Source organism: Psychroserpens sp., assembly GCF_045105015.1.
Lineage (GTDB): Bacteria > Bacteroidota > Bacteroidia > Flavobacteriales > Flavobacteriaceae > Psychroserpens.
This window is the reverse complement of sequence record NZ_JBGCCX010000067.1, coordinates 1-24,897: the sequence shown is the minus strand read 5'-3', so window position 1 is coordinate 24,897 and position 24,897 is coordinate 1. Positions and strand designations below refer to the sequence as shown.

Here is a 24,897-nt window from a genome sequence, read left to right as displayed (position 1 = left end):
CTTAAAGAATGCACTCAAATAGGTAGATAACTAAACATATTTTAGAAGCAGTATTTGTTTTCTGCTTTTACTTTTTCTGCAATTTCGTTACGTAAATCTACGATGTCAGGATAGTTTTGATATTTAGTGAAACGTTTAAGTCCCATTAGCATCATACGCTGTTCGTCACCTTCAGCGAAAGAAATAATACTTTCTTTTCCTTTACCTTCTACAATACTTACAGCATTATATAAGTACAGCTTAGACATTGCTATTTGAACCTTTTGATTATCTTCACCAAAACGTTTAGCATTCTTTTCAGTACGTAAAATGGTAGATTCTGCCATGTAGATTTCGATTAAGATATCAGCTGCAGCAATTAATAATTGTTGGTGTTCTTCTAAATCTTGTCCGAATTTTTGAACAGCAGCACCTGCAACCATTAAGAATACTTTTTTAAGTTTAGCAACCATAGCTTTTTCTTCAGAAAATAATTGAGAATAGTCAGGTGTGTCAAACGAAGGAATTCCCATTAATTCTTCTTGTACTTTCATTGCAGGACCTAAAAGATCTACGTGACCTCGCATTGCTTTTTTAACAAGCATACCAACAGATAACATTCTGTTAATTTCATTAGTTCCTTCATAAATTCTGGCAATACGAGCATCTCTCCAAGCTGCTTCCATAGGAGTTTCTTCAGAGAATCCCATTCCACCAAAGATTTGTATGCCTTCATCAGCACAATTTTGTACATCTTCAGAAACAGCAACTTTCAATATAGAACATTCAATTGCGAATTCTTCAACACCTTTAAGTTCTGCTTCTTGATGTGTATTTCCAGCAGCTTCACGAATGGCGATTCTATTTTCAATATCTTTTGCTGCTCTATATGTTGCAGATTCACCAGCATAAGCACTTGTAGCCATTTGTGCTAACTTCACTTTAATAGCTCCAAAATCTGCAATAGGTGTTTTAAACTGTTTACGTTCATTAGCGTAGTCTACAGCAATAGATAAAATTCGTCTTTGAGAATCTAAGCAAGCTGCTGCTAATTTAATACGACCAACATTAAGTGCATTCATAGCAATTTTAAAACCTTCACCACGACCAGCAAGCATATTTTCTGCTGGAACAACAGTATCGTTAAAGAATACTTGACGTGTTGAACTTGCACGAATACCTAGTTTGTGCTCTTCTTCACCAAGAGTAATTCCGTTTGGATTTTCCCCATCGTACTCAACAATAAAACCTGTAATGTTTTTATCATCTTCAATACGAGCAAAAACAATCATCAAACTACAGAAGCCTGCATTTGATATCCACATTTTTTGTCCGTTGATTTTGTATGATTTCCCATCTGCAGAAAGTTCAGCAGTAGTTTTTCCAGAATTTGCATCGGAGCCTGCTCCAGGTTCAGTCAAGCAGTATGCTCCGAACCATTCACCAGATGCTAATTTAGGCACATATTTTTGTTTTTGTTCTTCTGTACCATAAAGCGTTATTGGCATGGTACCAATTCCAGTATGCGCACCAAATGCAGTACTAAAAGAACCAGTTCCAGAAGAAATATAATCACATGTCAAGCATGTAGATACAAATCCCATTCCTAATCCGCCATAAGCTTCAGGAACTGCTACACCAAGGAAACCAAGTTCTCCTGCTTTACGCATAACTTCTTCAGTCAAGGCATAGTCTTTAGCTTCAAAACGAGGTTTGTGTGCAATAATTTCACGGTCATTAAATTCTATAACCGCATCTTTCATCATTTTCTGTTCTTCCGAAAAATCTTCAGGAGTAAATACGTCTTCGCATTTTGTTTCTTTCACTAAAAATTGTCCTCCACGTATGATATCTTTTTCAGTTGCTTCCATTGTATTATAATTGTATTAAGTTCTTTTTAATTTAAAAATTCAAATATGCCGCAGGCACCTTGACCAGTACCAACACACATTGTTACTGCACCATATTTACCTTTCATGTCACGTTTACGCATTTCATCAAATAATTGTACAGAGAGTTTTGCTCCAGTACAACCAAGAGGATGACCAAGTGCAATTGCACCACCATTTACATTGATGATATCAGGATTTAAATCTAATTCTCGAATAACAGCAAGAGACTGAGAAGCAAAAGCTTCATTAAGTTCAATTAGACCTAAATCAGATTGTTGTAATCCAGCTTGTTTTAATGCTTTAGGAATAGCTTTAACAGGACCAATTCCCATAATGCGAGGTTCAACACCAGCAGCTGCATAGTTCACCATTCTTGCTACAGGTTCAAGATTTAATTCTTTAACCATATCTTCACTCATAACCATTACAAAGGCAGCACCATCACTCATTTGTGACGAATTACCAGCTGTAACACTTCCTCCAGCTGCAAAAACAGCTCTTAATTTTGCTAAAGCTTCTTTGTTAGTTCCTTTTCTTGGACCTTCGTCCTTAGTTACTGTATAAGATTTAGTTGCTTTTTTTCCGTTGGAGTCTATGTAAGTTTGTTCAACTTCTATTGGAACAATTTGATCTTGAAAACGATTTTCAGCTTGCGCTTTTAAGGCTTTCATGTGAGAATTATAAGCAAATTCATCTTGATCTTCACGAGAGACTTTAAATTGATTGGCAACTGCTTCAGCTGTATTTCCCATTCCCCAATAATAATCTTCATGACCAGCCTTTACGATAGCATCATAATTCAATTCTGGTTTAAAACCTGTCATTGGTACGCTACTCATGCTTTCAGCTCCACCTGCAATGATACAATCTGCCATTCCAGCTTGAATTTTTGCTGTTGCCATTCCAATTGTTTCAACACCAGAAGAACAAAATCGATTCACTGTTACTCCTGGGACATCAATGACTTCTAATCCCATTAGAGAGATAAGTCTAGCCATATTAAGTCCTTGAGAACCTTCTGGCATAGCATTACCAACGATTACATCATCAATACGTTTTGGATCTAGATCAGGTAGCTCTTTCATCATATATTTGATGGTCTCTGCTGCCAATTCATCAGTTCTTTTAAATCTGAACACACCTTTAGGTGCTTTACCAACTGCTGTTCTATATGCTTTTACTATATATGCTTGTTTCATTTTTCTTAGTTTCTTAAAGGTTTTCCAGTTTTTAACATATGCTGAATTCTTTCTAAAGTTTTGCGCTCTGTACAAAGTGATAAGAAGGCTTCACGCTCTAGATCTAATAAATATTGTTCACTTACTAGAGTAGGTTCAGATAAATCACCACCAGCCATAACGTATGCTAATTTGTTGGCAATTTTCTTATCATGTTCACTAATGTAGTGACTCGCTTCCATAGAATCTGTCCCAACTAAGAACATACTTAATGCTTGCTTACCGAGTACTTTTACGTCTTTGCGTTTTACAGGTTCTGTATAACCAGCATCAGCCATAAGTTTAGCATGTGCTTTGGCTGTAGCAATCTGTCTATCTTTATTAACAACTACGATGTCTTTCCCTTTTTGAAGTATTCCTAAATCAAAAGCTTCATAAGCTGAAGTTGCTACTTTAGCCATTCCTATGGTTAAGAAATATTCTTGAAGTACATTTAATTCTACATCACCTTTTTTGAATATATCTTGAGCTCTCAAAGCCATTTCTTTTGAACCTCCACCACCAGGAATCACTCCAACACCAAACTCAACAAGTCCGATGTAAGTTTCTGCTGCAGCTACAACTTTGTCAGCATGCATAGACAATTCGCATCCACCACCAAGTGCCATTCCGTGAGGAGCAGAGATAGTTGGGATAGAAGAGTAGCGCATGCGCATCATGGTATCTTGGAAATATTTAATAGCCATATTAAGCTCATCATATTCTTGTTCTGCTGCCATCATGAAAATCATTCCGATGTTTGCGCCAACAGAGAAGTTTGCAGCTTGGTTACCGACAACTAATCCATCAAAATCTTTTTCGGCTAAATCAATCGCTTTATTTAATCCAGCAAGCACATCGCCACCAATGGTGTTCATTTTAGATTGGAATTCTACATTTAAAATCCCGTCACCTAAATCTTCAACAACGACTCCTGAGTTTTTAAAGACTTCATTTGATTGTCTAATATTGTCTAATATGATGAAGCTATCTTGCCCAGGTATTTTTTCTTGCGATTTCTTCGGGATATCATAAGCATATGTTGCACCATCTTTAACCGAATAGAAAGATGAACTTCCAGAAGCTAACATATCATTTACCCAAGCATTAGGTTCTAAACCTTCAGCTTTCATGATTTCGATTCCTTTTTCAACTCCTATTGCATCCCAAATTTGGAAAGGACCGTGTTCCCAACCAAATCCTGCCTTCATAGCATCATCAATTTTGTATAAATCATCTGTTATTTCAGGAATACGGTTTGATACATAAGCAAATAATGCTGCAAAACTTTTTCTGTAAAATTCACCAGCTTTGTCTTTACCTTTAACTAATACTTTAAAACGGTCTACAACCTTATCAATAGTTTTAGTTAATTCTAATGTTGCAAATTTCGCTCGTTGCTTTCCTCTATATTCTAAAGTGTTAAGATCTAAAGATAAAATCTCTTTTTTGCCTTCAGCAGAAACATGCTTTTTGTAAAAGCCTTGTCCAGTTTTACTACCTAGCCATTTATTTTCCATCATGGTATTGATGAAATCTGGTAATTGAAATAAGGCATGACGTTCATCATTTGGACAATTATCTTTAATTCCGTTTGCAACATGCACCAAAGTATCTAAACCAACAACATCTACAGTTCTGAAAGTTGCAGATTTTGGACGACCAATTACTGGTCCAGATAATTTATCAACTTCTTCAATAGTCAAGTCTAAATCTTTTACAGCATGAAATAAACTCATGATGCTAAAAATTCCAATTCTGTTACCTATAAATGCAGGTGTGTCTTTAGCGACTACAGAAGTTTTTCCTAGGAATTGTTCACCATATCCGTTTAAAAAGTCAAGAACAGAACTATCTGTTTTTGGACCTGGAATAATTTCAAATAATTTTAAATAACGTGCAGGGTTGAAAAAGTGTGTTCCACAGAAATGTTTTTGGAAATCTTCACTTCGACCTTCACTCATGAATTTAATTGGAATACCAGAAGTATTAGAGGTGATTAAAGTACCTGGAGTTCTGTGTTGCTCTAATTTCTCAAACACTTGTTGTTTAATGTCAAGTCGTTCCACAACAACTTCCATAATCCAATCTACATCTTTTACTTTTGCAATATCATCTTCTAGGTTACCAGTTGTAATTCGGTTTTTAAAAGATGAATGATAGAGTGGAGCAGGTTTAGATTTTATTGATGCAGATAAAGCATCATTAACCAATCTGTTTCTTACTACTTTGTCATCTAAAGTTAAACCTTTAGCTTTTTCTTTATCATTAAGTTCTCTAGGAACAATGTCAAGTAATAAGACATCAACTCCAATATTAGCAAAATGACAAGCGATACCGCTTCCCATAATTCCTGAACCAATAATGGCTATTTTTTTAATTCTTCGTTTGCTCATTTTATTTTAATGTGTGTTCTTTTTGGTTGTAAATCTGCTTATTTGAAATCATATTATTAATGATTTCTGCTACTTTATAGAAATTGATGAGTTCATCTTCAGAAACATTATCTTTAATTGCCTCATTGAAGGTGATTACCTTTTCTTTTGAATAATCTCTTTTTTCTCTTCCAAACTCGGTTAGATGTATTAATACACCTCGTCCATCTTCAGGATTTGGTTTACGAATAATTAAACCTTTTTCTTCCATAGTTTTTAAAGTACGAGACAAACTTGTAGCTTCCATTCCCATTTTTGGGCCTAAAGAGGTAGATGGTGTTCCTTTTTCAGGATCAATACTAAGTAAAGCAAACCCTGTAGCCATTGTTGTACCGAATTGAGAAGCCTCTTCATTGTACATTTTATTAACAGCTAACCATGTGGTTCTTAGCACATAATCTATAGTTTTGTCTTTCATTTAGAAAAATTTGAAGACCAAATATAACAAAAAATACTATGCATGCATAGTATTTGTGAAAAAATTATGCATGCATAGTAAATTGAGTTAGTTGAAAATGTAGATATAAAAAACGCTTCAATTTATATGAAGCGTTTTTTATGGATTTAGATGTTTTTAATTGTTAGGGTTTAATTTTCCATTGAGAACTCCAATAACTGCACCAACTATAATAGCTAGTATTATTGACACTAAAAGGTCTACAGCGAACATCTTATATGTTACTCCTTTTACTAAAGCCATATTAAAAAGGCTTGCATTTAAACCCATGAAAAAACCTATCACAGCACCAGCTTTTGCGCCTGTGGATGCTGTAGATATTTGTGCCCATCTGTTAAAGATATAGGATACGAAAAAACCAAACGTTAGACATCCAGCTAAAATACAAACCATTGTTTTTGTGGATTCATTTGGTTGAGGAAAAAAATCTGCTAATAAAATACCGTAAAAAAGCCAACCTAAAAGCCAATCGACAATACCACCAATTAGACCTGAAATTAAAAAAGTCTTTGTGTTCATTTTATAAAATGTGTTAGTTAGTATATAAATATACTTTTTTTAACACAAAAAATAAAAAATTCTCAATTATAGTTCGTAATAACTAAAAATATGATAATCTATGAAGTTCTGTAAATCTTATCATAAAGACTCTGATAAATGTTTTTAATCACGCTTCTCTTCATTTTCATTGTAGGCGTAAGATGACCTGCATCAATTGTCCAAGCTTCAGGAGTAAGTTCAAATCTTTTAATTTGTTCCCATTTACCAAATCGTTGATTGTATTTATCAACTTCTTTTTGAATCCTGTTCATAATAATTTCCGAAGATGCAATATCTGCTTCAGATGAACCAACATTATGTCCTTTATGCTCAATCCAATCTCTAATAAATTCGAAGTTAGGTTGAATTATTGCTGCTGGCATTTTTTCACCTTCACCAACAACCATGATTTGCTCAATAAATAAAGACTGTTTTAATTCGTTTTCTAAAAGGGTTGGAATAATATATTTACCTCCAGAGGTTTTAAACATTTCTTTTTTACGTCCTGTGATTTTTAGGAATCCTTCTATATCAATTTCACCTTTGTCGCCTGTATGAAAGTAATCACCAGTCATGACACTTGCTGTTTTTTCAGGATCTTTATAATAACCCATCATAACATTCGGACCTTTGATTAAAATTTCACCATCTTCAGCAATTTTAACTTCTACATTACGAATAGGTTTCCCAACACTTCCAACTTTAAAATGTTTATCTCTATACATTCCAACAGAAACGACAGGAGATGTTTCTGTAAGACCATAGCCTTCCATGATTTGCATACCACCAGCAGAAAATACTCTAGATAGTCTTTGTTGTAATGCGGCACTTCCAGATACCATAGTAGATAGTTCACCTCCAAGAGCTTCTCTCCATTTGCTAAAGATTAATTTGTTAGCGATTTTTAATTTAAATTCGTACCAAGCTCCATTAGCTCCATAAGGTTCCCATTGTTCTCCTAGCTCAACAGCCCAATAAAATAATTTTTGTTTAATACCTGATAAATCATCTGCTTTGAGCATAATTTTATCAAATACTTTTTCAAGTAATCGCGGAACAACACTCATTAAATGTGGTTTAACTTCTTTGGCATTATCACCAATCTTGTCAAGCGCTTCAGCAAAATAGATACTTGCGCCAGCATATTGGTATATATATATAAGCACACGTTCAAAAATATGGCAAATAGGTAAGAAACTGAGCACTCTGGTTTCACCGTCAATTAATGGTAATCTTGGTACACTATCTATAGCGTTACTTGTGATGTTATGATGTGATAACATGACACCTTTTGGTGTTCCAGTAGTTCCAGATGTGTAAATTATTGTTGCTAAATCTTCTGGTTTTACATTTGCTTTACGTGCTTCAACTTCTTTTTGATTGCTTTGGTCTTCACCAATATTAAATAGTTCAGAATAATGTTTACAGCCTTCAATTTGATTAAATGAGAAAACCTCTTTTATGTTAGTGTTTGCTTTAATTTTTGTTACTTTTTCTAGGACTTCTTCATCAGATACAAAGCAATATATTGATTCACTATGGTTAAGTACATATTCATAGTCTTCTGCACAAATTGTTGGATAGATAGGGATATTTTGTGCTCCAATTTGAAGGATACCAATATCCATGATATTCCATTCAGTTCTGTTAGTGGTTGAAATGATAGCAATTTTATCATTTTTTTTAACACCTAATTTCAAAAGAGCTCTGCTAACAGCATTTGCTTTATCAAGATATTCTTGCGTAGATGTTGGAATCCATTTTCCATCATATTTTGTCACTAAAGCAGATGCGTTAGGTTTATTTTCTAGTTGGTAGTAAGGAAAATCAAATAGTCGTGTAACTTCTGTCATTAGAAAATTTTGTTAGGATATGCAAAATAGTCAATAAATGAAGATATCACAAATACAATAACGTATCGCTAACATTTAATAGTAAACAAAAAAAGGAGCTATAATGACAATAGCTCCTTTATATAAATTTATCTCTCTAAAATTAATACTAACTAAAAAACTTAAATATAACCCTATAATTAAATTGATCTTAATAATAGCAGATAAATAGCTTATAAAAATAAGAACAATAGCTGATGTTTTGTTGTAAAAAAGCGCAATTATTGTTTTTTTAGATATTCATTTAGTAGAGGGTTGTTGGTATTAAAATAATCTTTAGGAGATTGTTGCATAAATAATTTAAAATCTTTGGTAAAATGCGACCGATCATAATAATCATACATATGAATCAAGTCATTCAAGTCGATTTCTCCACTTTCATATTTTCGCATTAGCTTTAAAAACCTATAAAGATGTGTGTATTTTCCAGGCGTAAGACCTACAATTTTTTTAAAATGGTTTTCTAATGTTTTTTGAGAAATTTTGATTTGATCTAAAATTTCCTGAATGTTTAGAAGTCCTTCTTTATCTTTAATAATTGCGACTGCTATATCTATTTCTTTTGTGCTTTTATTAATTGTTAAATCTATATTTTGGAATAGCTCATTTAATTCCTTTATAATTGTTTCTGAAGGTTTACTAATTCCCAATATTGGACTTATAAGTTTAAATAAGTAATCGTTGTATTGGGATAAATGAAGGTGTTTATTATAGAGTTCAGAAATATCAGTATTTAAAATTTTATAAAGCGCAGTCGGATGGAAACTAATTCCGAAAGAATGAGATGCTTTTGATATATGATATTGATAGGACCTGAAGAACTGACCACTAATAATAATGCCATTTAAAGGCATTTCTTCTTTATTAAGAATTGCTTTTTGCTTACCATAAAAAACAGAGGTAATATGTGTATTGCCAATAGGAAGTACAGTAGATTCGAAAGGAACACTTTTTTTGCTAAATTTTAATTCGTAGTATTCCTCAATAATATTTGAAACTGGACTATGGTCAAAATAGTTGAGGGTCATTTAATGGATTATTTGTAGGTAAAATAATACATTAATTTTAATTATTAGATTTTTAGAGGATAATATTAATTATTCTCGATCCATTTACGAGCATTTACAAAGGCTTCCAGCCATGGCGATACTTCATCTTTTCTTCCATTAGGATAATTTGCCCAATTCCACTGAAATGTCGAGCGTTCAATATGTGGCATAGTCACCAAATGTCTTCCTGTTGCGTCACACATCATTGCTGTATTAAAATCTGATCCATTTGGGTTTGAAGGATATGAGTTGTATCCATATTTTGCAACAATATCATATTTATTTTCTTCATAAGGCAAACTGAATTTGCCTTCACCATGAGAAATCCAAACTCCTAGTGTAGTTCCTGCCAGGCTTGAAAGCATCACAGAATTGTTCTCTTGAATTTTTACAGATGTAAAACTACTTTCGTGTTTTTGTGAGTCGTTATGAATCATTTTTCCATGAGTGTCGTGATTTGGATTTATGAGGTCTAGTTCCATCCATAATTGACAACCATTACATATTCCAATAGATAAAGTGTCCTTTCTTTCAAAGAAACTTTTAATGGCTTTATTTGCATTTTCATTGTACTTTATAGCGCCTGCCCAACCTTTAGCAGAACCTAGAACATCAGAATTTGAAAAACCACCAACTGCTCCTAAAAACTGGATATCTTCTAATGTTTCACGACCAGAAATTAAATCAGTCATGTGAACATCTTTCACATCAAAACCAGCTAAATACATAGCATTTGCCATTTCACGTTCTGAATTAGATCCTTTTTCACGTAGAATTGCGGCTTTAGGGCGAGATTTCTGGTCTGAGCTGGAAAAGTCAGGTAGTTTTCCAGTAAAGTGCGAAGGGAATTTATAAGTCAGTGGCTGATTTTTATAATTTTCATAACGCACTTTTGCTAAACCATTTGCTGTTTGTTTTTGGTCGAGTAGGAAAGAGGTTTTGTACCACATATCTCTTAATCTAGATATGGTCATGGTAAAAACTTCATTGTGGTTAATTACGCTTAAAACATCAGAAGTTGTCACTTTTCCAATATTATAAAACTCAATATTTGCATCAGAAAGAGCAGCTTCAATTGTATTGTCTATTGACTGAAAGATCAGCCCAGAATTTTCAGCAAATAATATTTTAAAAGAATTTTTCTCTTCTAAAGCAGACAGGTCTAACTCTGCACCAAGATTATTTTCAGCAAAACAAAGCTCCAATAAAGTGGTAATCAAACCACCCGACGCTACATCATGACCAGCAACGATTTTATTGTCTTTTATGAGGTTTTGAATGGTATTAAAAACAGTTTTTACATAAGATGCGTTTTGCACATTTGGAACATCACTTCCTATCGTGTTTAATATTTGAGCAAACGAACTCCCACCTAATTTAAAGTTATCTTGGGAGAGGTTAATGTAATAGATGTCGCCAGCGTTTTTTTGAAATACAGGCTCAACTACCTTTGTAATATCATTACAATTTGCAGCAGCAGAAATTATAACTGTTCCAGGAGAAATGACGTCACCATCAGGATACTTCTGTTTCATTGATAAAGAATCCTTGCCTGTCGGAACATTAATACCTAAATCTATGGCGAATTCAGAAATTGCTTTAACAGCTTCATATAAACGTGCATCTTCACCTTCGTTTTTACAAGGCCACATCCAATTAGCTGAAAGCGAAACGGACTCCAAATTGTCTTTTAATGGTGCCCAAATAATATTTGTTAAGGCTTCAGTGATACTATTTCTACTTCCAGCTTCAGGGTTTACTAATCCTGAAATTGGAGAATGACCAATAGATGTTGCAATCCCTTCTTTGCCTTTGTAATCTAAAGCCATCACACCAACATTGTTTAGAGGTATTTGTAAAGTGCCAACACATTGCTGCTTAGCCACTTTTCCACCTACACAGCGATCTACTTTATTGGTTAACCAGTCTTTACAAGCTACAGCTTCGAGCTGAAGTAATTGATCTAAATACTCATAAAAGTTATCTGAATCATACGTGATTTGTCCATAATTTCTATCAACCGTTTTATCAGTCATTATAGTTTTTGGGGAACTCCCAAACATATCTTCCAATGCTAAATCCATAGGCTTATTTCCATTGGTTTTAGATTCAAAAGTAAATCGATTATTGCCTGTTACTTCTCCAACATCATAGATCGGAGAGCGCTCTCTATCAGCAATCTTATGTAAGGTTTCAAGATGTTTTTCTGCAATTACCAATCCCATACGTTCTTGGGATTCGTTGCCAATAATTTCTTTATCAGAAAGTGTTGGATCACCAATAGGTAATTTATCTAAATCGATATATCCTCCGGTGTCTTCTACAAGCTCACTAAGACAATTTAGATGTCCTCCAGCTCCATGATCATGTATAGAAACAATGTGATTTTCATCACTTTCGACCATACCACGAACTGCATTTGCGGCACGTTTTTGCATTTCAGGATTAGAACGTTGAACAGCGTTTAATTCAATGCCAGATGAAAATTGTCCTGTGTCTGCAGATGAAACGGCAGCACCTCCCATTCCTATGCGATAGTTTTCACCACCTAGAATAACAACTTTATCTCCAGTTTTTGGAATGTCTTTTAATGCCTGTTCTGCTTTTCCATAACCAATTCCACCAGCTTGCATGATAACTTTGTCATACCCCAATCTTCTGTCGTTTTCTTTGTGTTCGAATGTAAGTACAGAACCACAAATTAGAGGTTGTCCAAATTTGTTTCCAAAATCTGAAGCACCGTTTGATGCTTTAATTAATATGTCAATTGGTGTTTGATATAACCAATCTCTTGCTTCGAATTTTTGTTCCCAAGGACGATTTTGTTCTAACCGAGAATAAGATGTCATATATACAGCAGTACCTGCTAGGGGAAGTGAGCCTTTTCCTCCTGCAAGACGATCGCGAATTTCTCCACCAGAACCTGTAGCAGCACCATTAAAAGGTTCAACTGTTGTAGGGAAATTATGAGTTTCAGCTTTAAGAGAAATAACAGATTCGAAATCTTTGGTTGTGTAATAATCAGGAATATCTGCGCGTTTAGGTGCAAATTGTTCTACTTTAGGACCTTTTATAAAGGCAACATTGTCTTTATAGGCTGAAACAATATTATTTGGGTTTTGTTTAGATGTTTCTTTAATCATTTTGAAAAGCGATATTGGCTTTTCTTCACCATCTATAACAAATGTTCCATTGAAAATTTTATGACGACAATGTTCTGAATTGACCTGAGAAAACCCGAATACTTCTGAATCGGTTAAAGGTCTATTAATTTTTTTTGAAATACTTTCTAGATATTCTATTTCTTCGGAACTAAGCGCTAAACCTTCTTGTTGATTATAAGCTGAAATATCTTCAATATTTTGAATCGCTTCGGGTTTTATATGTATTGTAAATATAGCTTGATCTAATCCTTTAAATTTTTCGAGAATCATTGTATCATAGTCGTTGTAAGATTCTGATACAGTTTTGAATTCTTCAATTCTAAGAATATCTTCTATTCCCATGTTTTGAGTAATCTCAACAGCATTTGTACTCCATGGAGTTATCATGGCTGTTCTTGGTCCAACAAAAAAAGCATCTAGAGATGCTTGTTCTATTTTTGGCTGGTTGCCAAAAAGCCATACCAGTTTTGAGATGGTTTCAGTTGATAATTCTTTTGTTGCTTGAACAGCAAATACCTTGCTATTTTGGTTTCCGAAGAAATGAATCATTATGTCTTGATTTGTGTTGAAAAATTAAAGCACAAATTTACTTTTTTTCAACGTATTTAAAGCATATTATATGTTTGAATATTCTGAGTTATTCACGTTGTTATTAACCAAAAAGACCAACATAAAATTATACGTTGGTCTTTAATTATTATCGTGTGATGATTTTTAGTTTTTAATAAGTTTTTTACTTACGGATATATTGTCTTGTGTTATTCGCAATATGTAAATACCATTAGATAAATTTGATGTTTGTATTGTTGAAGAAGTGTAAATTGTTCTTGCAATAACACGTTTTCCTAAAACATTATAGACTTCAATTTGTGTTTCTTTAGCTGAATTAAGTTCTATATTAAGAACATTCTTAACTGGATTTGGATAAATTTTAAATGCTTCTAAACTAAAATCATTAAGACTAAGTGATTGGTCATGAATACCTAAATCATCACAATTATTTGATGGAAAAGAATCCCATTCATTAATATCAAAAATCGTAGTTGGTCTATCAACAGTGGGTATTCTAACTAACGTGGTGTTTTCTGCAAAAGTTGCATTACTCTGGAATACACCTATAATATCAATAAGAATATCATTTTTAAATAAGCCAATTGCATCATTACCATTGAACGACGTCATGTCATTATTTAAATAATCAGATTCATCAGTACAAATTGTAGATCCACCGTTCGCAATTACATAAACATCTTCATTAGTTATGTTTGCACCACTAGGAAATGGTAAAGCTGGTCCCCAAGAACTGCCACCATTTGCATTAAGTTTAATTGTGTATTGAGCTAAACTTACTGAGGTTCCAGTAAAGTTTGCGATTTCTAATGCTTTGTTATTGCCACTACCTTCAATGTATTCTGAAAAGAAAATATCAATGTCACCACCAGAACTTCCGTTGTCAGTTGTCGTTTCGCAATCTTGATTACTAAAACCAGACTCATTTCCTGAATTATCTTTTGCTTTAACTGTGAAACAGTAATTTGTATTTGGTGATAATCCTGTAGCTGTAAAGGATGTATCTGTTGAATTAAATGTATTTGTTCCATCAACATAAATATCATACGAAGCAACAGCAATATTATCGGTTGAAGCTGTCCAATTTAAATCGATACTGTTATCTGTTGGATTAGATGCCACCAAGTTTGTTGGGTCAGAAGGAGCTTCAGTATCTGGTGTTGTATCCCAAATTAAAGCTACAAATCCTGGATTGTCTACAAATGGATTTCTATTATTTTGATGATTATAATAGATATTGTTATTTCTGTCAATTTCTTTTTGTGACACAGGATCCATTTGATGCCACGTAATAAGAATATTTAAGAAAGGATCTGCAATAGCTTTGTCAGAACTTCCATCAAACATATCATACGATGACCATGCAGAAATCTGATCTTCGTAACGTGTTACAAAGTAAAAATAAATACGAGCAATATCACCTTTAAATTCATCAATGGGTTCAAATACAGTATTTGAATAACCAGCTGAATAACCACTATTTAGATTGTCTCCAGCTTTTGAACCGTTTTGAGTAGGATTTGAAATACCAGATTGAGATAACAATTGATTGTCATCAACTCTACCAAATGGAAAGTTTCCTCTAAATCCATTCACACGACCATCCGTTGGAATTAAATGATGTGCGTCACTATACATTGGTGTTTGAGAACCAAATACAGACTGAGGAATTACATGTTCTTTATTATAACAATCACCTTCACTACTAAAATTACCACATTCATCAGAAACAGGAGAAAAGTTATAAGGATCAGAACCATTAGGGTTTTCTGAATACATATCTAAAATGGTATTGTTACCATTTGTCTCGTAATAAAAGTCTCTCTCGTAGTTGGCATTAAAACCGTGAAGTGAATTATAGGTTTGTGGATTGTGCTCTTCTTCAACAGAATTGTTGATTTCAGGATCGTCGACGTTATTAATAATTCGTTTCAGTTGTGTTTTTAGAGTATAACCACTACCAGTGGCATGGTCATAGTAACCTGCAGGAATTTGTGCCGAAGCAGTTACTGTAATGAGTGTAATTAATAAAGTGTAAAAATGCTTCATTCTATTATTATTTTTTCTTTTCTAGCAATGCCATATAAAATCCGTCAAATCCAGATTTGTGAGCAAAAATATTTTTGTCTTTTACAAAGGTAAACTCTTTTCCTTCTTCAGATGTTAAAAAACTGTCAACTTGTTGTTTGTTTTCAGATGGTAAGATAGAGCATGTCGCATAGACCATTTTACCTCCTGGTTTTACCATTTTCGAGTATTGTTGTAATACTTGAGTTTGAGTATCTTTAATATTTTCAATAAACTCAGGCTGAAGTTTCCATTTAGAATCAGGGTTTCGTCTTAAAACACCTATTCCAGAGCAAGGTGCATCAATTAACAATCGATCTGCTTTGCCATGTAATTTTTTGATAGGCTTTGTAGATTCAATAACTTTTAATTCTACATTATGCACACCATTTCTTCGCGCTCTTACTTTGAGTTTTTTTAATTTACTTTCGTAAATATCCATAGCGATAATTTGACCTTTATTCTCCATGAGTGACGCCAGATGAAGTGTTTTTCCACCTGCACCTGCACAAACATCGACCACTTTCATTCCAGGTTTAACATCTAAAAAATCGGCCACCAATTGAGATGATGCATCTTGAACTTCAAACCAGCCATTTTTGAAAGCTTCAGTTTTGAATACATTAGCACGCTCTTTCAACTTTAATGCTGAAGGATGGTTAGGTAAAAATTCAGTTTCTATCTCTTCAGATTGTAATTTGGTTTGAAGATCTTTCTTGGTCGTTTTTAAAGTATTAACTCTCAAAATCACATCAGCTTGTTGATTTTGCATTGCGATTTCTTTTGTCCAAAGGCTTTCACCTAATTCTTTAACGCCTAAATCATCCATCCAATCTGGTACAGATTCTCTGAATTTTCTAATTTTAGATAATTCATCAAAACGGCCTTTTATTTTTCGTGTAGGAGTAGATTCGAAATATTTCCAATCAGGTAATTTAATGCCTCTAAGCGTTGCCCAAACTGCAAAAATACGCCAAATATTATCTCTATCATATGGAGCTTTAACTTCTGCAATTTCAGCATATAAACGTTTCCAACGTACGATATCGTAAGTGGTTTCAGCAACAAAAGCACGATCACGACTTCCCCAACGTTTATCTCGTTTAAGAAGGTGTTGAATTACTTTATCTGCATAATGTCCTTCATTAAAGATTAGTGTTAAACCATCAATGACTGCAAAGCATAAATTTCTGTGTAAACGCATTATAAAAAATTAAGCATGCAAAGGTACATTAAAAGTTGAGATATTGAAGTGTTTGTATGAAAGTGTTATGATTTAAGAAAAACTAGTAAAGCTTTATATTTCCATATATTAATACAATTTAGTTTCAAATTATATTGCCATTAAAATGTTAGCCCAGTTTTTTAATTAAATTAGTAAGACTTTAAATAGGTATTGTTAACTTGGTCATGTTTTTATAACTTGTGAAAGAACTATAATAATTTAAAATAGTTAAAATGAAAATATACAAAGTAACTATAAATCACCTAAAAGAATTCGGTTTTAAATTGCTCTTATTAATGCTAACATTATCGGCATGTAATAGTAGTGATGATAATGACTCAACTGATGATACTGATATTATGAGTGATGATTTAATTCAAGAGTCGTTTTTTAATTCTTCTACATTACTAACTTTTGAAACAGTTGACTGTACTTTAGAAGATGGTTCAATAGGAGAGTGTTATCGTTTAGTGTTTTCAAGTAATCCGATTATTAATGGTCCATTTTGTCCTGAAACTATAAATGATATTGCTGGAGTTGGGTTTTATGATGGAGCCACAAATCCAGGTTTTCAAGTTATTGATGCTGGTTTGTTTAGTGCTATGGAAACAGATGGCTATAATATTACAGACAATAATGGAAATATATTTATTAATGACTTGTCTGGTCCGCCAAATCCAGGAGGGTTTTCATATTGTTTAGAACCAGTTTCAAATGATAACTTAGAATTTACTTATTTAATACCTAAGGTTCCAGTTTTGGCTTCAAATAGTTCTTTAATTGCTATAGAAGAATTTATTGGTGTTTCAATTAATGGTATTTCAATTCACGGAGATCCACCATCTGTGGTTGATGGTCCTGAGATTGGAGTTGGTAATATTCCAGCAATAGATCCTTGTGGAGGTCATTATAATCCTGAAGGATTTTATCATTTGCATTTTATATCAGAAGCCATGAATGAAGTTTTAGTGTCTAATGGAATTACAGAAGTTTCATGTACATTAGTTAATCAAGTTTCTGGTAGCAAACTAATTGGTATTGCAAAAGATGGATTTCCTATTTACACTTATGAAACTGAACCTTCAGGTTTAGATGAATGCGGAGGAATTATAGCTGTTACTGCAGAATATCCTGATGGAGTTTATCATTATGTGGCGAGTAATACTGAAGCTCCTAATGTTCCGAAATGTTTAAAAGGTGTTGCGGCAGTAAATGGATTTATGTTTCAATAGAAGAATTTAAATGAAATTTTCTTATGTTGTTAGTTTTAATGTCATTTTTTTCTTCATGGCATAAAACTTAGCTTAATATTAAATAAAATCTGTATCGCAAGTTTTTATTCTGAAAAGCATCTAAATTATACATCGTAAAATTTAACTAGTTTTTGACAGAAATCGAATTTATAGAAGCGTTAAAAAACAAGAGTAGAGAAGCTTATGCAAAACTACTTGACGATTTTCAACATAAAGTATATGGAACTTGCTTGTCTTTTGTGCCGAATAAAGAAGATGCTGAAGATATTGCTCAAGATGTTTTTGTTGAAGTATTTAATTCAATCTCTAAATTTAAAGGACAATCGAAACTATCTACATGGATTTATAAAATCACTACTAATAAATGTCTAGAATTTATTAGAAAACGAAATACAAAAAAGCGTTTAGCTTTTTTGCAATCTTTATCTGGAGATCATTTTGAAATTGATAGAACTAATTATTTCACAGAAATGAATCACCCTGGAATTATATTAGAAAACAAAGAAAAAAGCGAAACTTTGTTTTTAGCAATTAATAGTTTGCCAGAGGTACAGCGAATAGCATTTACACTACATAAAATTGATGGTAAGTCATATCAAGAAGTTAGTGAAATAACTGAAAAGAGTATATCAGCTGTTGAATCATTAATGTTTAGAGCTAAGAAAAATTTACAGAACACATTAGAACATTTTTATAAAAATAATAGATAGCGCAAGTTTTTTTTAATAATAACATCTAAAGAGACAACAATGAAATCAAATATGAACATATCGAAAGAAATAAATGCTACTTTAGAAAGTGGTTCTAGAATTCAAGACGTACATGTTTCTCCTTTTTTTAAGGATAAAACTTTACAGCTTATGTTTTCTGAAAAGGAAGAGAAGCAAAGTATTTGGTCTTGGTTTACACCACAATTACAATTAGCTACTCTAATGGTGTTTATAGTTTTGAATGCTTTTGCATTTATGAAATTAGATACTAATTCAGCGACTAATGATATCGATGAATTTGCTCAAAATTACAGCTTGGCAGTAAATGAATACGAAACTTTATTTAATTAAATGATGAAAGTGATGAAGAAAAATCTAGCCTTATATATTCTTTTGATATTTTTAATTGTAGTCAATGGTTTTTTCTTAATGAATTATTTAGGAAAACCAGTTCATAAAAAAACAAAAGGAAAACAAGAAAATTTTATTGTAAGAGAGTTAAAATTTGATGATACTCAAAAGCAAAAATTTGAAGCATTAGAAATTGAGCATCATAGAAGAATGCGACAGATTTTAGATGGAGAAAAAGAAGTGAAAGATGAATTGTTTAGTAGATTTTCTGACGACACAATTAATGAATCAGTTGTTGATTCATTAACAAATCAACTTGGAAAAATAACAAAGAATAAAGAATTGGAATTGTTTCACCATTTCAATGCGATACATGGTTTATGCAATGATAATCAAAGAGAACAGTTTAGTAGGTTGTTAAAAGGCGCACTTCACAGAAATAGTAATGGCGCACCACCACCTGACAGAAGAAGAGAAGGAAATAGACCGCCTCCTCCAAGGGGTAATGATGGTCATGAACCACCTCCTAGACATAATTAAATATTTTTGCCAATAAAAGTCTTTCATGTAAATTCAATATCTTTTTTGTGCTTTATTTAACAATTTTAAGCACAAGTTATCTTGAGATTAGACATCTAAATGAGTATAACAGTAACAATTTAAATTATGAAAAGTAACCCGTTAAAGACTTTAGTCATTTTAACTGTAATAACAGTATTCATGTCAAATAGTCTATTTGGACAACCAAGAAATAATAGTGATAGGAAAAAGCCACCAACATTCGCTCAACTTCTAAAGGATATGGATTCTAATGAAGATGGTAAACTTTCTAAAAAAGAAATTAAAGGTCCATTGAAAGAAGTATTTGCAGAGGTAGATACTAATGAAGATGGTTTCATTACAGAAGAAGAATTTAAAAAAGCACCTAAGCCAAAAAGAAGAGATCGTAATTAATAACCCTTAGAGAAATAGAAATTTGAGTTAGTCCTAAAATTTAATGATTTTAATTGGTTGTTTGAGAAGCGCTTAAAATAGAGAAGTTAAGCGCTTTTTTTATTCCCAACGCAAGTTTTTAATTTAAAAGACATCTAAAATTATTCAACACTAATAAATCAACTTATAATCAATGAAAAATTCTTTAAAAATACTAGCGTTAGTTATATCAATGGCTACTGCTTTTTATGCATGTTCTGGTGACGATGACTCTGGAAATGATGATGGCGGAACTGCTAATCAGGTACCTACAGCTTTTACTGTTACTGTAAGTAATATTGTAGATACTGGAGCATCTTTAAATTGGACAGCCTCTACAGATCCAGAAGATGATGCAATAGCTTATGCTATAAGTTTACAAGGAAATTCTATCGTTTCCGGTCTAACAAATTTATCATTTGATTTAACGGGTTTAAACTCAGCAACATCATACACAGGGGTTATCACTGCTTCTGATGAAAATGGAGGAACTACGACTTCTGGATTTAGTTTTACAACTACAGGGACTATTGCATTACACTTAGCTTTTGCAGAATTTGATTCTAATAATACTGACATTATGTTAAGTGGCTCAAATGTAGTAATCGAAAGTAACGGACTGCCTAATCATACGTCTCCTTACTGGTCAAATACTACAGAAAGATGCGCTCAGCCTCCTATGGGACCAGAATTATGTACTAATGAGAATACAACAGTTAATCATCCTTTATTTGTTGAACCAACATTGACTTCATATCAAATGATGGCTCCAGGTAATATCGATGATTTTAATGGAAGCTATTCTTTGACCATTTCAGCAAACCCACAATTGGCTTCAAATTCTACATCAACAGGATTAGGTCCAATTGGTATTGCAGTCTCTGGGTCTATGATTTATAATGATGAAGAAGGACCAAATATTCCTTTAGATGGAGCTGTAGGATCTTTAGATTATACCGCTGCACATACTGGGCCTCAAAGTTATCACTATCATTTAGAAACTAAAGCATGGTCTGATGATGATGATGCGTTAATTGGAGTTATTGCTGACGGTTTTTTTCTTTACGGTCGAAAATGTAATTCAACTAATAATTACCCAACAGATTTAGATGCTTCAGGTGGTCATACTAGTACTACACAGCATAGTGAAGGTAATTCGCAATATCATTACCACATACAAAATGAATTATACTTAAATCAGTTTTATATTTTATTTCCAGGCGATTATCAAGGCACACCAAGTAATATTCAATAAGATAACATTCCTTATGTGTTTGTTGTTTATGGTTTCCTGTAAAATGGAAAGACAAATTGATATGGCTTATAATGACGTAAATATAAGTGTCAATAAAACTATTTCAGTCCATAAAAGTGAGTTAGAATTAAAACCTAGTTTAGGGTTAATGTATCATACTAATAAACCTTTTAATGGAACGTCTATTAGATTTTATGAAGAAACTATAAAAGTTGAATCTATTCAATATAGCGAAGGGAAACGACATGGTCATTATAAAAAATGGTTTCCAGACGGTAGCTTGAGTTTTGAAGCGAATTATGTTGATGGACTTCAAGAAGGTAAAGCCAAAACTTGGTGGAAAAATGGAAATTTGCGCTCTGAATCTAATTACAAAAATGGAATTGTTAATGGTATTCAGAGACAATGGTATAAGTCGGGTGTCAAATTTAAAGAAATGACAATCGTTAACGGACAAGAACAAGGTATGCAAAAAGCTTGGCGTCAAAACGGTAAGATTTACAATAATTATGAAGCAAAAAACGGAAGAATCTTCGGATTAAAACGTGCGAACTTATGCTATCAATTAGAAGATGAAAATGTTCAATATTAAATACATAGTAGGTTTTTTTTTAATGCTAAGTTTTTTTAATTGCAAAGAATCTTCGACTATAGAAAAAACAAGTAGAGTAGCTGCTTTGCCATTTTATAAGGAAGCAACATTTACGCCTCATTGGTTAGAAGCTGATGGGGAGGAAGCTGACATTATTCATAGCATACCAAATTTTAGTCTAGTTAATCAGTTAGGACAAGAAATTACTGAAAAAACATTTGAAGATAAAATTTATATAGCCGATTTTTTCTTTACGACATGTCCTGGTATTTGTCCAAAGATGACAGCTAATATGATGGTGTTACAAGACGAATTTATTAATGATAATGATATCTTATTATTGTCACATTCTGTAACTCCTGAAACCGATTCTGTTTCAACTTTAAAACGTTATGCAGAAACTAAAGGTGTAAATAACGAAAAATGGCATTTAGTTACTGGAGACCGAAAACAAATATATGACTTGGGTAGACAAGCCTATTTCGCTGAAGAAGATTTAGGAGTTGATAAAACTGAAGACGATTTTCTTCATACCGAAAACTTTATTCTAATCGATAAAAACCGTCACATTAGAGGAATTTATAATGGTTTAAACAAAACAGCTGTTCAACAACTTATAGCTGATGTAAAAACACTACAAAACGAAAATTTTAACTAATAATCAAATGAAAAAAACAATTACATTTTTATTATCGCTATGTTTTATAAATAGTTTAATTGCGCAAGATTTATACGACATTAATACTGTTCAAACTATTGAAATTGTCTTTACTCAGACTAATTGGGATGCATTATTAGACGCAGAGAAAGCTGGTGATAACAATTATACTGAAGCAGCTTCTGTAACAATAAATGGTACTGTATTTAACCAAGTAGGTGTGAAGTATAAAGGGAATAGTTCTTATAACCCAAATCAAACTAAAAATCCATTTCACATAGAATTAGATACTTATGTTGATCAAAATTATCAAGGCACTACAGATTTAAAATTATCTAATGTCATTTTTGATCCTTCATTTGTTAGAGAAACAGTGTCTTATGATATCGCAAGAAACTATATGCATGCACCTCAATCTAATTACGCTAATGTATATGTTAATGGTAATTTAATAGGATTGTATACAAATGTAGAATCTATTTCAAAAAAGTTTGTCAATAATCATTTTGGATCAAACGATAACGCTTTTTTTAGTTGTAGCCCTCCAGCAGGAGCGGGACCACAGTCAAATGATTTTCCAAACTTAGCATATTTAGGAAGTATTAGTTCTTTTTATGAAGATGCTTATGAGATTAAATCTGATGATGAAACAGATCCAACAGTTGCAGCTGCACATTGGGATGAATTAATTGAATTAACAAACATTCTTAACAATGATATTGCGAATATTGAAACTGTATTAGATGTTGATCGCGCTTTATGGATGTTAGCTTTTGATAATGTATTGGTTAATTTAGATAGTTATATTGGATTGTTTAAGCAAAATTATTATTTGTACAAAGATGATAACGGACGATTTAATCCCGTAGTTTGGGATTTAAATATGTCTTTTGGTACATTCGGAATGACAGGTGCCAGTGGAGGAGGTCCTGGTCCAGGTGGTGGTGGAAATTTAAATAATACCACTGCAAAATCACAAATGGATCATCTATTACACGACACAGATAATAACTTTCCTTTAATGTCGAAGCTTTTAGCTGTTCCTACCTATAAGAAAATGTATCTAGCTCACTACAAAACAATTTTAACTGAACAAATCACTAATTCAAATTATCTAACATTAGCTAATGATTTTCAAAACATCGTTGATCTTTCGGTTCAAGCTGATAACAATAAGTTTTACTCGTATGCTCAATTTACAGGTAATATAAATACAGATTATAATTTAGGAATGAATACAGCTTCTGGGTTAACAAATTTAATGAATGCTCGAGGAAATTATCTTTCTGCATTATCAGATTTTACAGTTACGCAACCTGAAATTAGTAGTGTTTCGTCTTCAAATTCAAGTCCGGAAATTGGAACAACAATTACAGTTACAGGAAATGTAATTAATACAAATACTAATGCTGTTTTCTTAGGGTTTAGAAATGATATACGTGATCAGTTTACTAAAGTATTAATGTTTGATGATGGTGCTCATAATGATGGTAATGCAAATGATGGTGTTTATGGTGTAGATCTTTCAATTACTGCAGAGTTTACCCAGTATTATATTTATGCTGAAAACAATAACATAGGTGCTTTTTCGCCAGCTAGAGCAGAGCATGAGTTTTATTCAATTAATGCAACTTATGCAACAATTCCTGTAGGTGATTTGGTTGTCAATGAATTAATGGCCTCAAATGCTACTACTGTTGCTGATCAAGATGGTGAATATGATGATTGGGTTGAGTTATACAATAATTCTTCAGAAACGATAAGCTTAGATAATTTGTATTTATCAGATGATCCAACAGATTTATTAGCATGGCAATTTCCAACAGGAATTACAATGGCACCTGGAGAGTATTAAATAGTATGGTGTGATAAAGATGAAGAACAAGTTGGATTACATGCAGATTTAAAATTTTCATCTGGTGGTGAAAGTGCTATTTTATCTTACGCAGATGGAACTATTATAGAAGATATAACTTTTGGAGCACAAACAGAAGATATGGGTTACGCAAGAAACCCTAACGGAACTGGAGATTTTGTAATTCAAGAGCCAACGTTTGGTTTTAATAACGAGTCTCTTTCAGTTGAAGATTATGTTTTTGGTGATACTTTGAAATTATATCCTAATCCAACAAACGGAATCTTTGTTTTAGAAAACTCGAAACATAATATTGAGTATATAGCTATTTATAACATTCAAGGACAGTTATTATTTGAAAATAGTTTGCAAAGTACAAACCGATTAGAAATAGATTTAACGTCTTATTCAAAAGGGGTATATGTATTGAATGTAAATAAAAGTAATGTTTTGAAGGTGATAAGGAATTAGATTAACTATAAAAAAAAGTATTGATTGATAGTTTTTTTATTGATTTGAAAAGCTCCACAAGATTGTGGAGCTTTTCTTTTTAATTTTGTTTTGCTCGTTTATGTTTAAACTCTTTTAAACGCTCAAGTAGTTTTTTATCAAATTCACGTTCGACTTTCATTAATGCGATAATCTTTTTAGCTGGAATCACTTTTAATAAATTTTCTACGAGGTCTGCTTTAAGTTCTTGTTGCTCTTTTTCAAAAGCTAATAAATCGTTTAATGCATTTTTAGCTTCGGTATCACTAATGGTT

Annotated in this window: 20 protein-coding genes and 1 pseudogene; 10 read left to right on the top strand and 11 right to left on the bottom strand. The window is 32.7% G+C overall.

Features of this window, described 5'->3' with window-relative positions:
• Positions 1-41: 41 nt before the first annotated feature.
• From AB8B90_RS05410 to AB8B90_RS05365, 10 genes are all read right to left on the bottom strand, one after another.
• Positions 42-1,850, bottom strand: a complete 1,809-nt coding sequence (locus tag AB8B90_RS05410) for an acyl-CoA dehydrogenase family protein (protein WP_405334459.1) — start codon at positions 1,848-1,850, stop codon at positions 42-44.
• Between the two features lie 26 nt (positions 1,851-1,876).
• Positions 1,877-3,070, bottom strand: coding sequence for an acetyl-CoA C-acyltransferase (locus AB8B90_RS05405; RefSeq protein WP_405334456.1), 1,194 nt, complete (start codon positions 3,068-3,070; stop codon positions 1,877-1,879).
• A gap of 5 nt (positions 3,071-3,075) precedes the next feature.
• Positions 3,076-5,484 (bottom strand): 3-hydroxyacyl-CoA dehydrogenase/enoyl-CoA hydratase family protein, encoded by a 2,409-nt coding sequence (locus tag AB8B90_RS05400; protein ID WP_405334453.1) that lies wholly within the window; start codon positions 5,482-5,484, stop codon positions 3,076-3,078.
• Between the two features lies 1 nt (position 5,485).
• Entirely contained in the window at positions 5,486-5,941 is a 456-nt protein-coding gene (locus tag AB8B90_RS05395) for a MarR family winged helix-turn-helix transcriptional regulator (protein WP_405334451.1), read from the bottom strand.
• 156 nt (positions 5,942-6,097) lie between these two features.
• Positions 6,098-6,499, bottom strand: coding sequence for a hypothetical protein (locus AB8B90_RS05390; protein ID WP_405334449.1), 402 nt, complete (start codon positions 6,497-6,499; stop codon positions 6,098-6,100).
• Positions 6,500-6,597: 98 nt separating this feature from the next.
• Positions 6,598-8,373: an AMP-dependent synthetase/ligase gene (locus AB8B90_RS05385; RefSeq protein WP_405334446.1), complete on the bottom strand. Its 1,776-nt coding sequence runs from the start codon at positions 8,371-8,373 to the stop codon at positions 6,598-6,600.
• Positions 8,374-8,633: 260 nt separating this feature from the next.
• A complete protein-coding gene (locus AB8B90_RS05380; protein ID WP_405334443.1) occupies positions 8,634-9,440 on the bottom strand; it encodes a DUF6597 domain-containing transcriptional factor in 807 nt (268 codons plus the stop codon).
• A 65-nt stretch (positions 9,441-9,505) separates the two neighbouring features.
• Positions 9,506-13,174, bottom strand: a complete 3,669-nt coding sequence (gene purL / locus AB8B90_RS05375; protein WP_405334440.1) for a phosphoribosylformylglycinamidine synthase — start codon at positions 13,172-13,174, stop codon at positions 9,506-9,508.
• Positions 13,175-13,339: 165 nt separating this feature from the next.
• A complete protein-coding gene (locus AB8B90_RS05370; RefSeq protein WP_405334437.1) occupies positions 13,340-15,244 on the bottom strand; it encodes an endonuclease in 1,905 nt (634 codons plus the stop codon).
• A gap of 7 nt (positions 15,245-15,251) precedes the next feature.
• Complete coding sequence (locus tag AB8B90_RS05365; RefSeq protein ID WP_405334434.1) at positions 15,252-16,466, bottom strand: RsmB/NOP family class I SAM-dependent RNA methyltransferase; 1,215 nt, start codon at positions 16,464-16,466, stop codon at positions 15,252-15,254.
• A gap of 254 nt (positions 16,467-16,720) precedes the next feature.
• Here AB8B90_RS05365 and AB8B90_RS05360 point away from each other — a divergent pair, with 254 nt between their 5' ends.
• From AB8B90_RS05360 to AB8B90_RS05315, 10 genes are all read left to right on the top strand, one after another.
• Positions 16,721-17,719 (top strand): YHYH protein, encoded by a 999-nt coding sequence (locus tag AB8B90_RS05360; protein ID WP_405334431.1) that lies wholly within the window; start codon positions 16,721-16,723, stop codon positions 17,717-17,719.
• 152 nt (positions 17,720-17,871) lie between these two features.
• Positions 17,872-18,450, top strand: coding sequence for an RNA polymerase sigma factor (locus AB8B90_RS05355; protein ID WP_405334428.1), 579 nt, complete (start codon positions 17,872-17,874; stop codon positions 18,448-18,450).
• Between the two features lie 39 nt (positions 18,451-18,489).
• The gene (locus tag AB8B90_RS05350; protein WP_405334426.1) at positions 18,490-18,801 is read left to right on the top strand and encodes a hypothetical protein; all 312 of its coding nucleotides are present in this window, start codon (positions 18,490-18,492) and stop codon (positions 18,799-18,801) included.
• Positions 18,802-18,813: 12 nt separating this feature from the next.
• Positions 18,814-19,341, top strand: coding sequence for a Spy/CpxP family protein refolding chaperone (locus AB8B90_RS05345; RefSeq protein ID WP_405334424.1), 528 nt, complete (start codon positions 18,814-18,816; stop codon positions 19,339-19,341).
• Positions 19,342-19,467: 126 nt separating this feature from the next.
• On the top strand, positions 19,468-19,755 hold the full coding sequence (locus tag AB8B90_RS05340; RefSeq protein ID WP_405334422.1) for an EF-hand domain-containing protein: 288 nt from the start codon (positions 19,468-19,470) through the stop codon (positions 19,753-19,755).
• A gap of 172 nt (positions 19,756-19,927) precedes the next feature.
• A complete protein-coding gene (locus AB8B90_RS05335) occupies positions 19,928-21,028 on the top strand; it encodes a YHYH protein (protein ID WP_405334420.1) in 1,101 nt (366 codons plus the stop codon).
• Between the two features lie 43 nt (positions 21,029-21,071).
• On the top strand, positions 21,072-21,620 hold the full coding sequence (locus AB8B90_RS05330; protein ID WP_405334418.1) for a toxin-antitoxin system YwqK family antitoxin: 549 nt from the start codon (positions 21,072-21,074) through the stop codon (positions 21,618-21,620).
• The gene (locus AB8B90_RS05325) at positions 21,607-22,278 is read left to right on the top strand and encodes an SCO family protein (protein ID WP_405334415.1); all 672 of its coding nucleotides are present in this window, start codon (positions 21,607-21,609) and stop codon (positions 22,276-22,278) included. The genes AB8B90_RS05330 and AB8B90_RS05325 overlap by 14 nt, the downstream gene beginning before the upstream one ends.
• Before the next feature lie 7 nt (positions 22,279-22,285).
• Positions 22,286-24,133 (top strand): CotH kinase family protein, encoded by a 1,848-nt coding sequence (locus AB8B90_RS05320; protein ID WP_405334413.1) that lies wholly within the window; start codon positions 22,286-22,288, stop codon positions 24,131-24,133.
• Between the two features lie 141 nt (positions 24,134-24,274).
• Positions 24,275-24,604: a T9SS type A sorting domain-containing protein gene (locus AB8B90_RS05315; RefSeq protein WP_405334411.1), complete on the top strand. Its 330-nt coding sequence runs from the start codon at positions 24,275-24,277 to the stop codon at positions 24,602-24,604.
• Between the two features lie 79 nt (positions 24,605-24,683).
• Here AB8B90_RS05315 and AB8B90_RS05310 read toward each other — a convergent pair.
• A pseudogene (locus AB8B90_RS05310) lies at positions 24,684-24,897 on the bottom strand (hypothetical protein); the annotation flags it as partial.

Excerpts from the sequence above, each read along its gene's own strand:
- AB8B90_RS05380 (WP_405334443.1), bottom strand. The coding sequence starts at position 9,440 with ATGACCCTCAACTATTTTGACCATAGTCCAGTTTCAAATATTATTGAG.
- AB8B90_RS05405 (WP_405334456.1), bottom strand. The coding sequence starts at position 3,070 with ATGAAACAAGCATATATAGTAAAAGCATATAGAACAGCAGTTGGTAAA.
- AB8B90_RS05395 (WP_405334451.1), bottom strand. The coding sequence starts at position 5,941 with ATGAAAGACAAAACTATAGATTATGTGCTAAGAACCACATGGTTAGCT.
- AB8B90_RS05370 (WP_405334437.1), bottom strand. The coding sequence starts at position 15,244 with ATGAAGCATTTTTACACTTTATTAATTACACTCATTACAGTAACTGCT.
- AB8B90_RS05360 (WP_405334431.1), top strand. The coding sequence starts at position 16,721 with ATGAAAATATACAAAGTAACTATAAATCACCTAAAAGAATTCGGTTTT.
- AB8B90_RS05400 (WP_405334453.1), bottom strand. The coding sequence starts at position 5,484 with ATGAGCAAACGAAGAATTAAAAAAATAGCCATTATTGGTTCAGGAATT.
- AB8B90_RS05340 (WP_405334422.1), top strand. The coding sequence starts at position 19,468 with ATGAAAAGTAACCCGTTAAAGACTTTAGTCATTTTAACTGTAATAACA.
- AB8B90_RS05325 (WP_405334415.1), top strand. The coding sequence starts at position 21,607 with ATGTTCAATATTAAATACATAGTAGGTTTTTTTTTAATGCTAAGTTTT.
- AB8B90_RS05385 (WP_405334446.1), bottom strand. The coding sequence starts at position 8,373 with ATGACAGAAGTTACACGACTATTTGATTTTCCTTACTACCAACTAGAA.
- AB8B90_RS05350 (WP_405334426.1), top strand. The coding sequence starts at position 18,490 with ATGAAATCAAATATGAACATATCGAAAGAAATAAATGCTACTTTAGAA.
- AB8B90_RS05335 (WP_405334420.1), top strand. The coding sequence starts at position 19,928 with ATGAAAAATTCTTTAAAAATACTAGCGTTAGTTATATCAATGGCTACT.
- AB8B90_RS05320 (WP_405334413.1), top strand. The coding sequence starts at position 22,286 with ATGAAAAAAACAATTACATTTTTATTATCGCTATGTTTTATAAATAGT.
- AB8B90_RS05345 (WP_405334424.1), top strand. The coding sequence starts at position 18,814 with ATGAAGAAAAATCTAGCCTTATATATTCTTTTGATATTTTTAATTGTA.
- AB8B90_RS05330 (WP_405334418.1), top strand. The coding sequence starts at position 21,072 with ATGGAAAGACAAATTGATATGGCTTATAATGACGTAAATATAAGTGTC.
- AB8B90_RS05390 (WP_405334449.1), bottom strand. The coding sequence starts at position 6,499 with ATGAACACAAAGACTTTTTTAATTTCAGGTCTAATTGGTGGTATTGTC.
- AB8B90_RS05410 (WP_405334459.1), bottom strand. The coding sequence starts at position 1,850 with ATGGAAGCAACTGAAAAAGATATCATACGTGGAGGACAATTTTTAGTG.
- AB8B90_RS05315 (WP_405334411.1), top strand. The coding sequence starts at position 24,275 with ATGGGTTACGCAAGAAACCCTAACGGAACTGGAGATTTTGTAATTCAA.
- purL (WP_405334440.1), bottom strand. The coding sequence starts at position 13,174 with ATGATTCATTTCTTCGGAAACCAAAATAGCAAGGTATTTGCTGTTCAA.
- AB8B90_RS05365 (WP_405334434.1), bottom strand. The coding sequence starts at position 16,466 with ATGCGTTTACACAGAAATTTATGCTTTGCAGTCATTGATGGTTTAACA.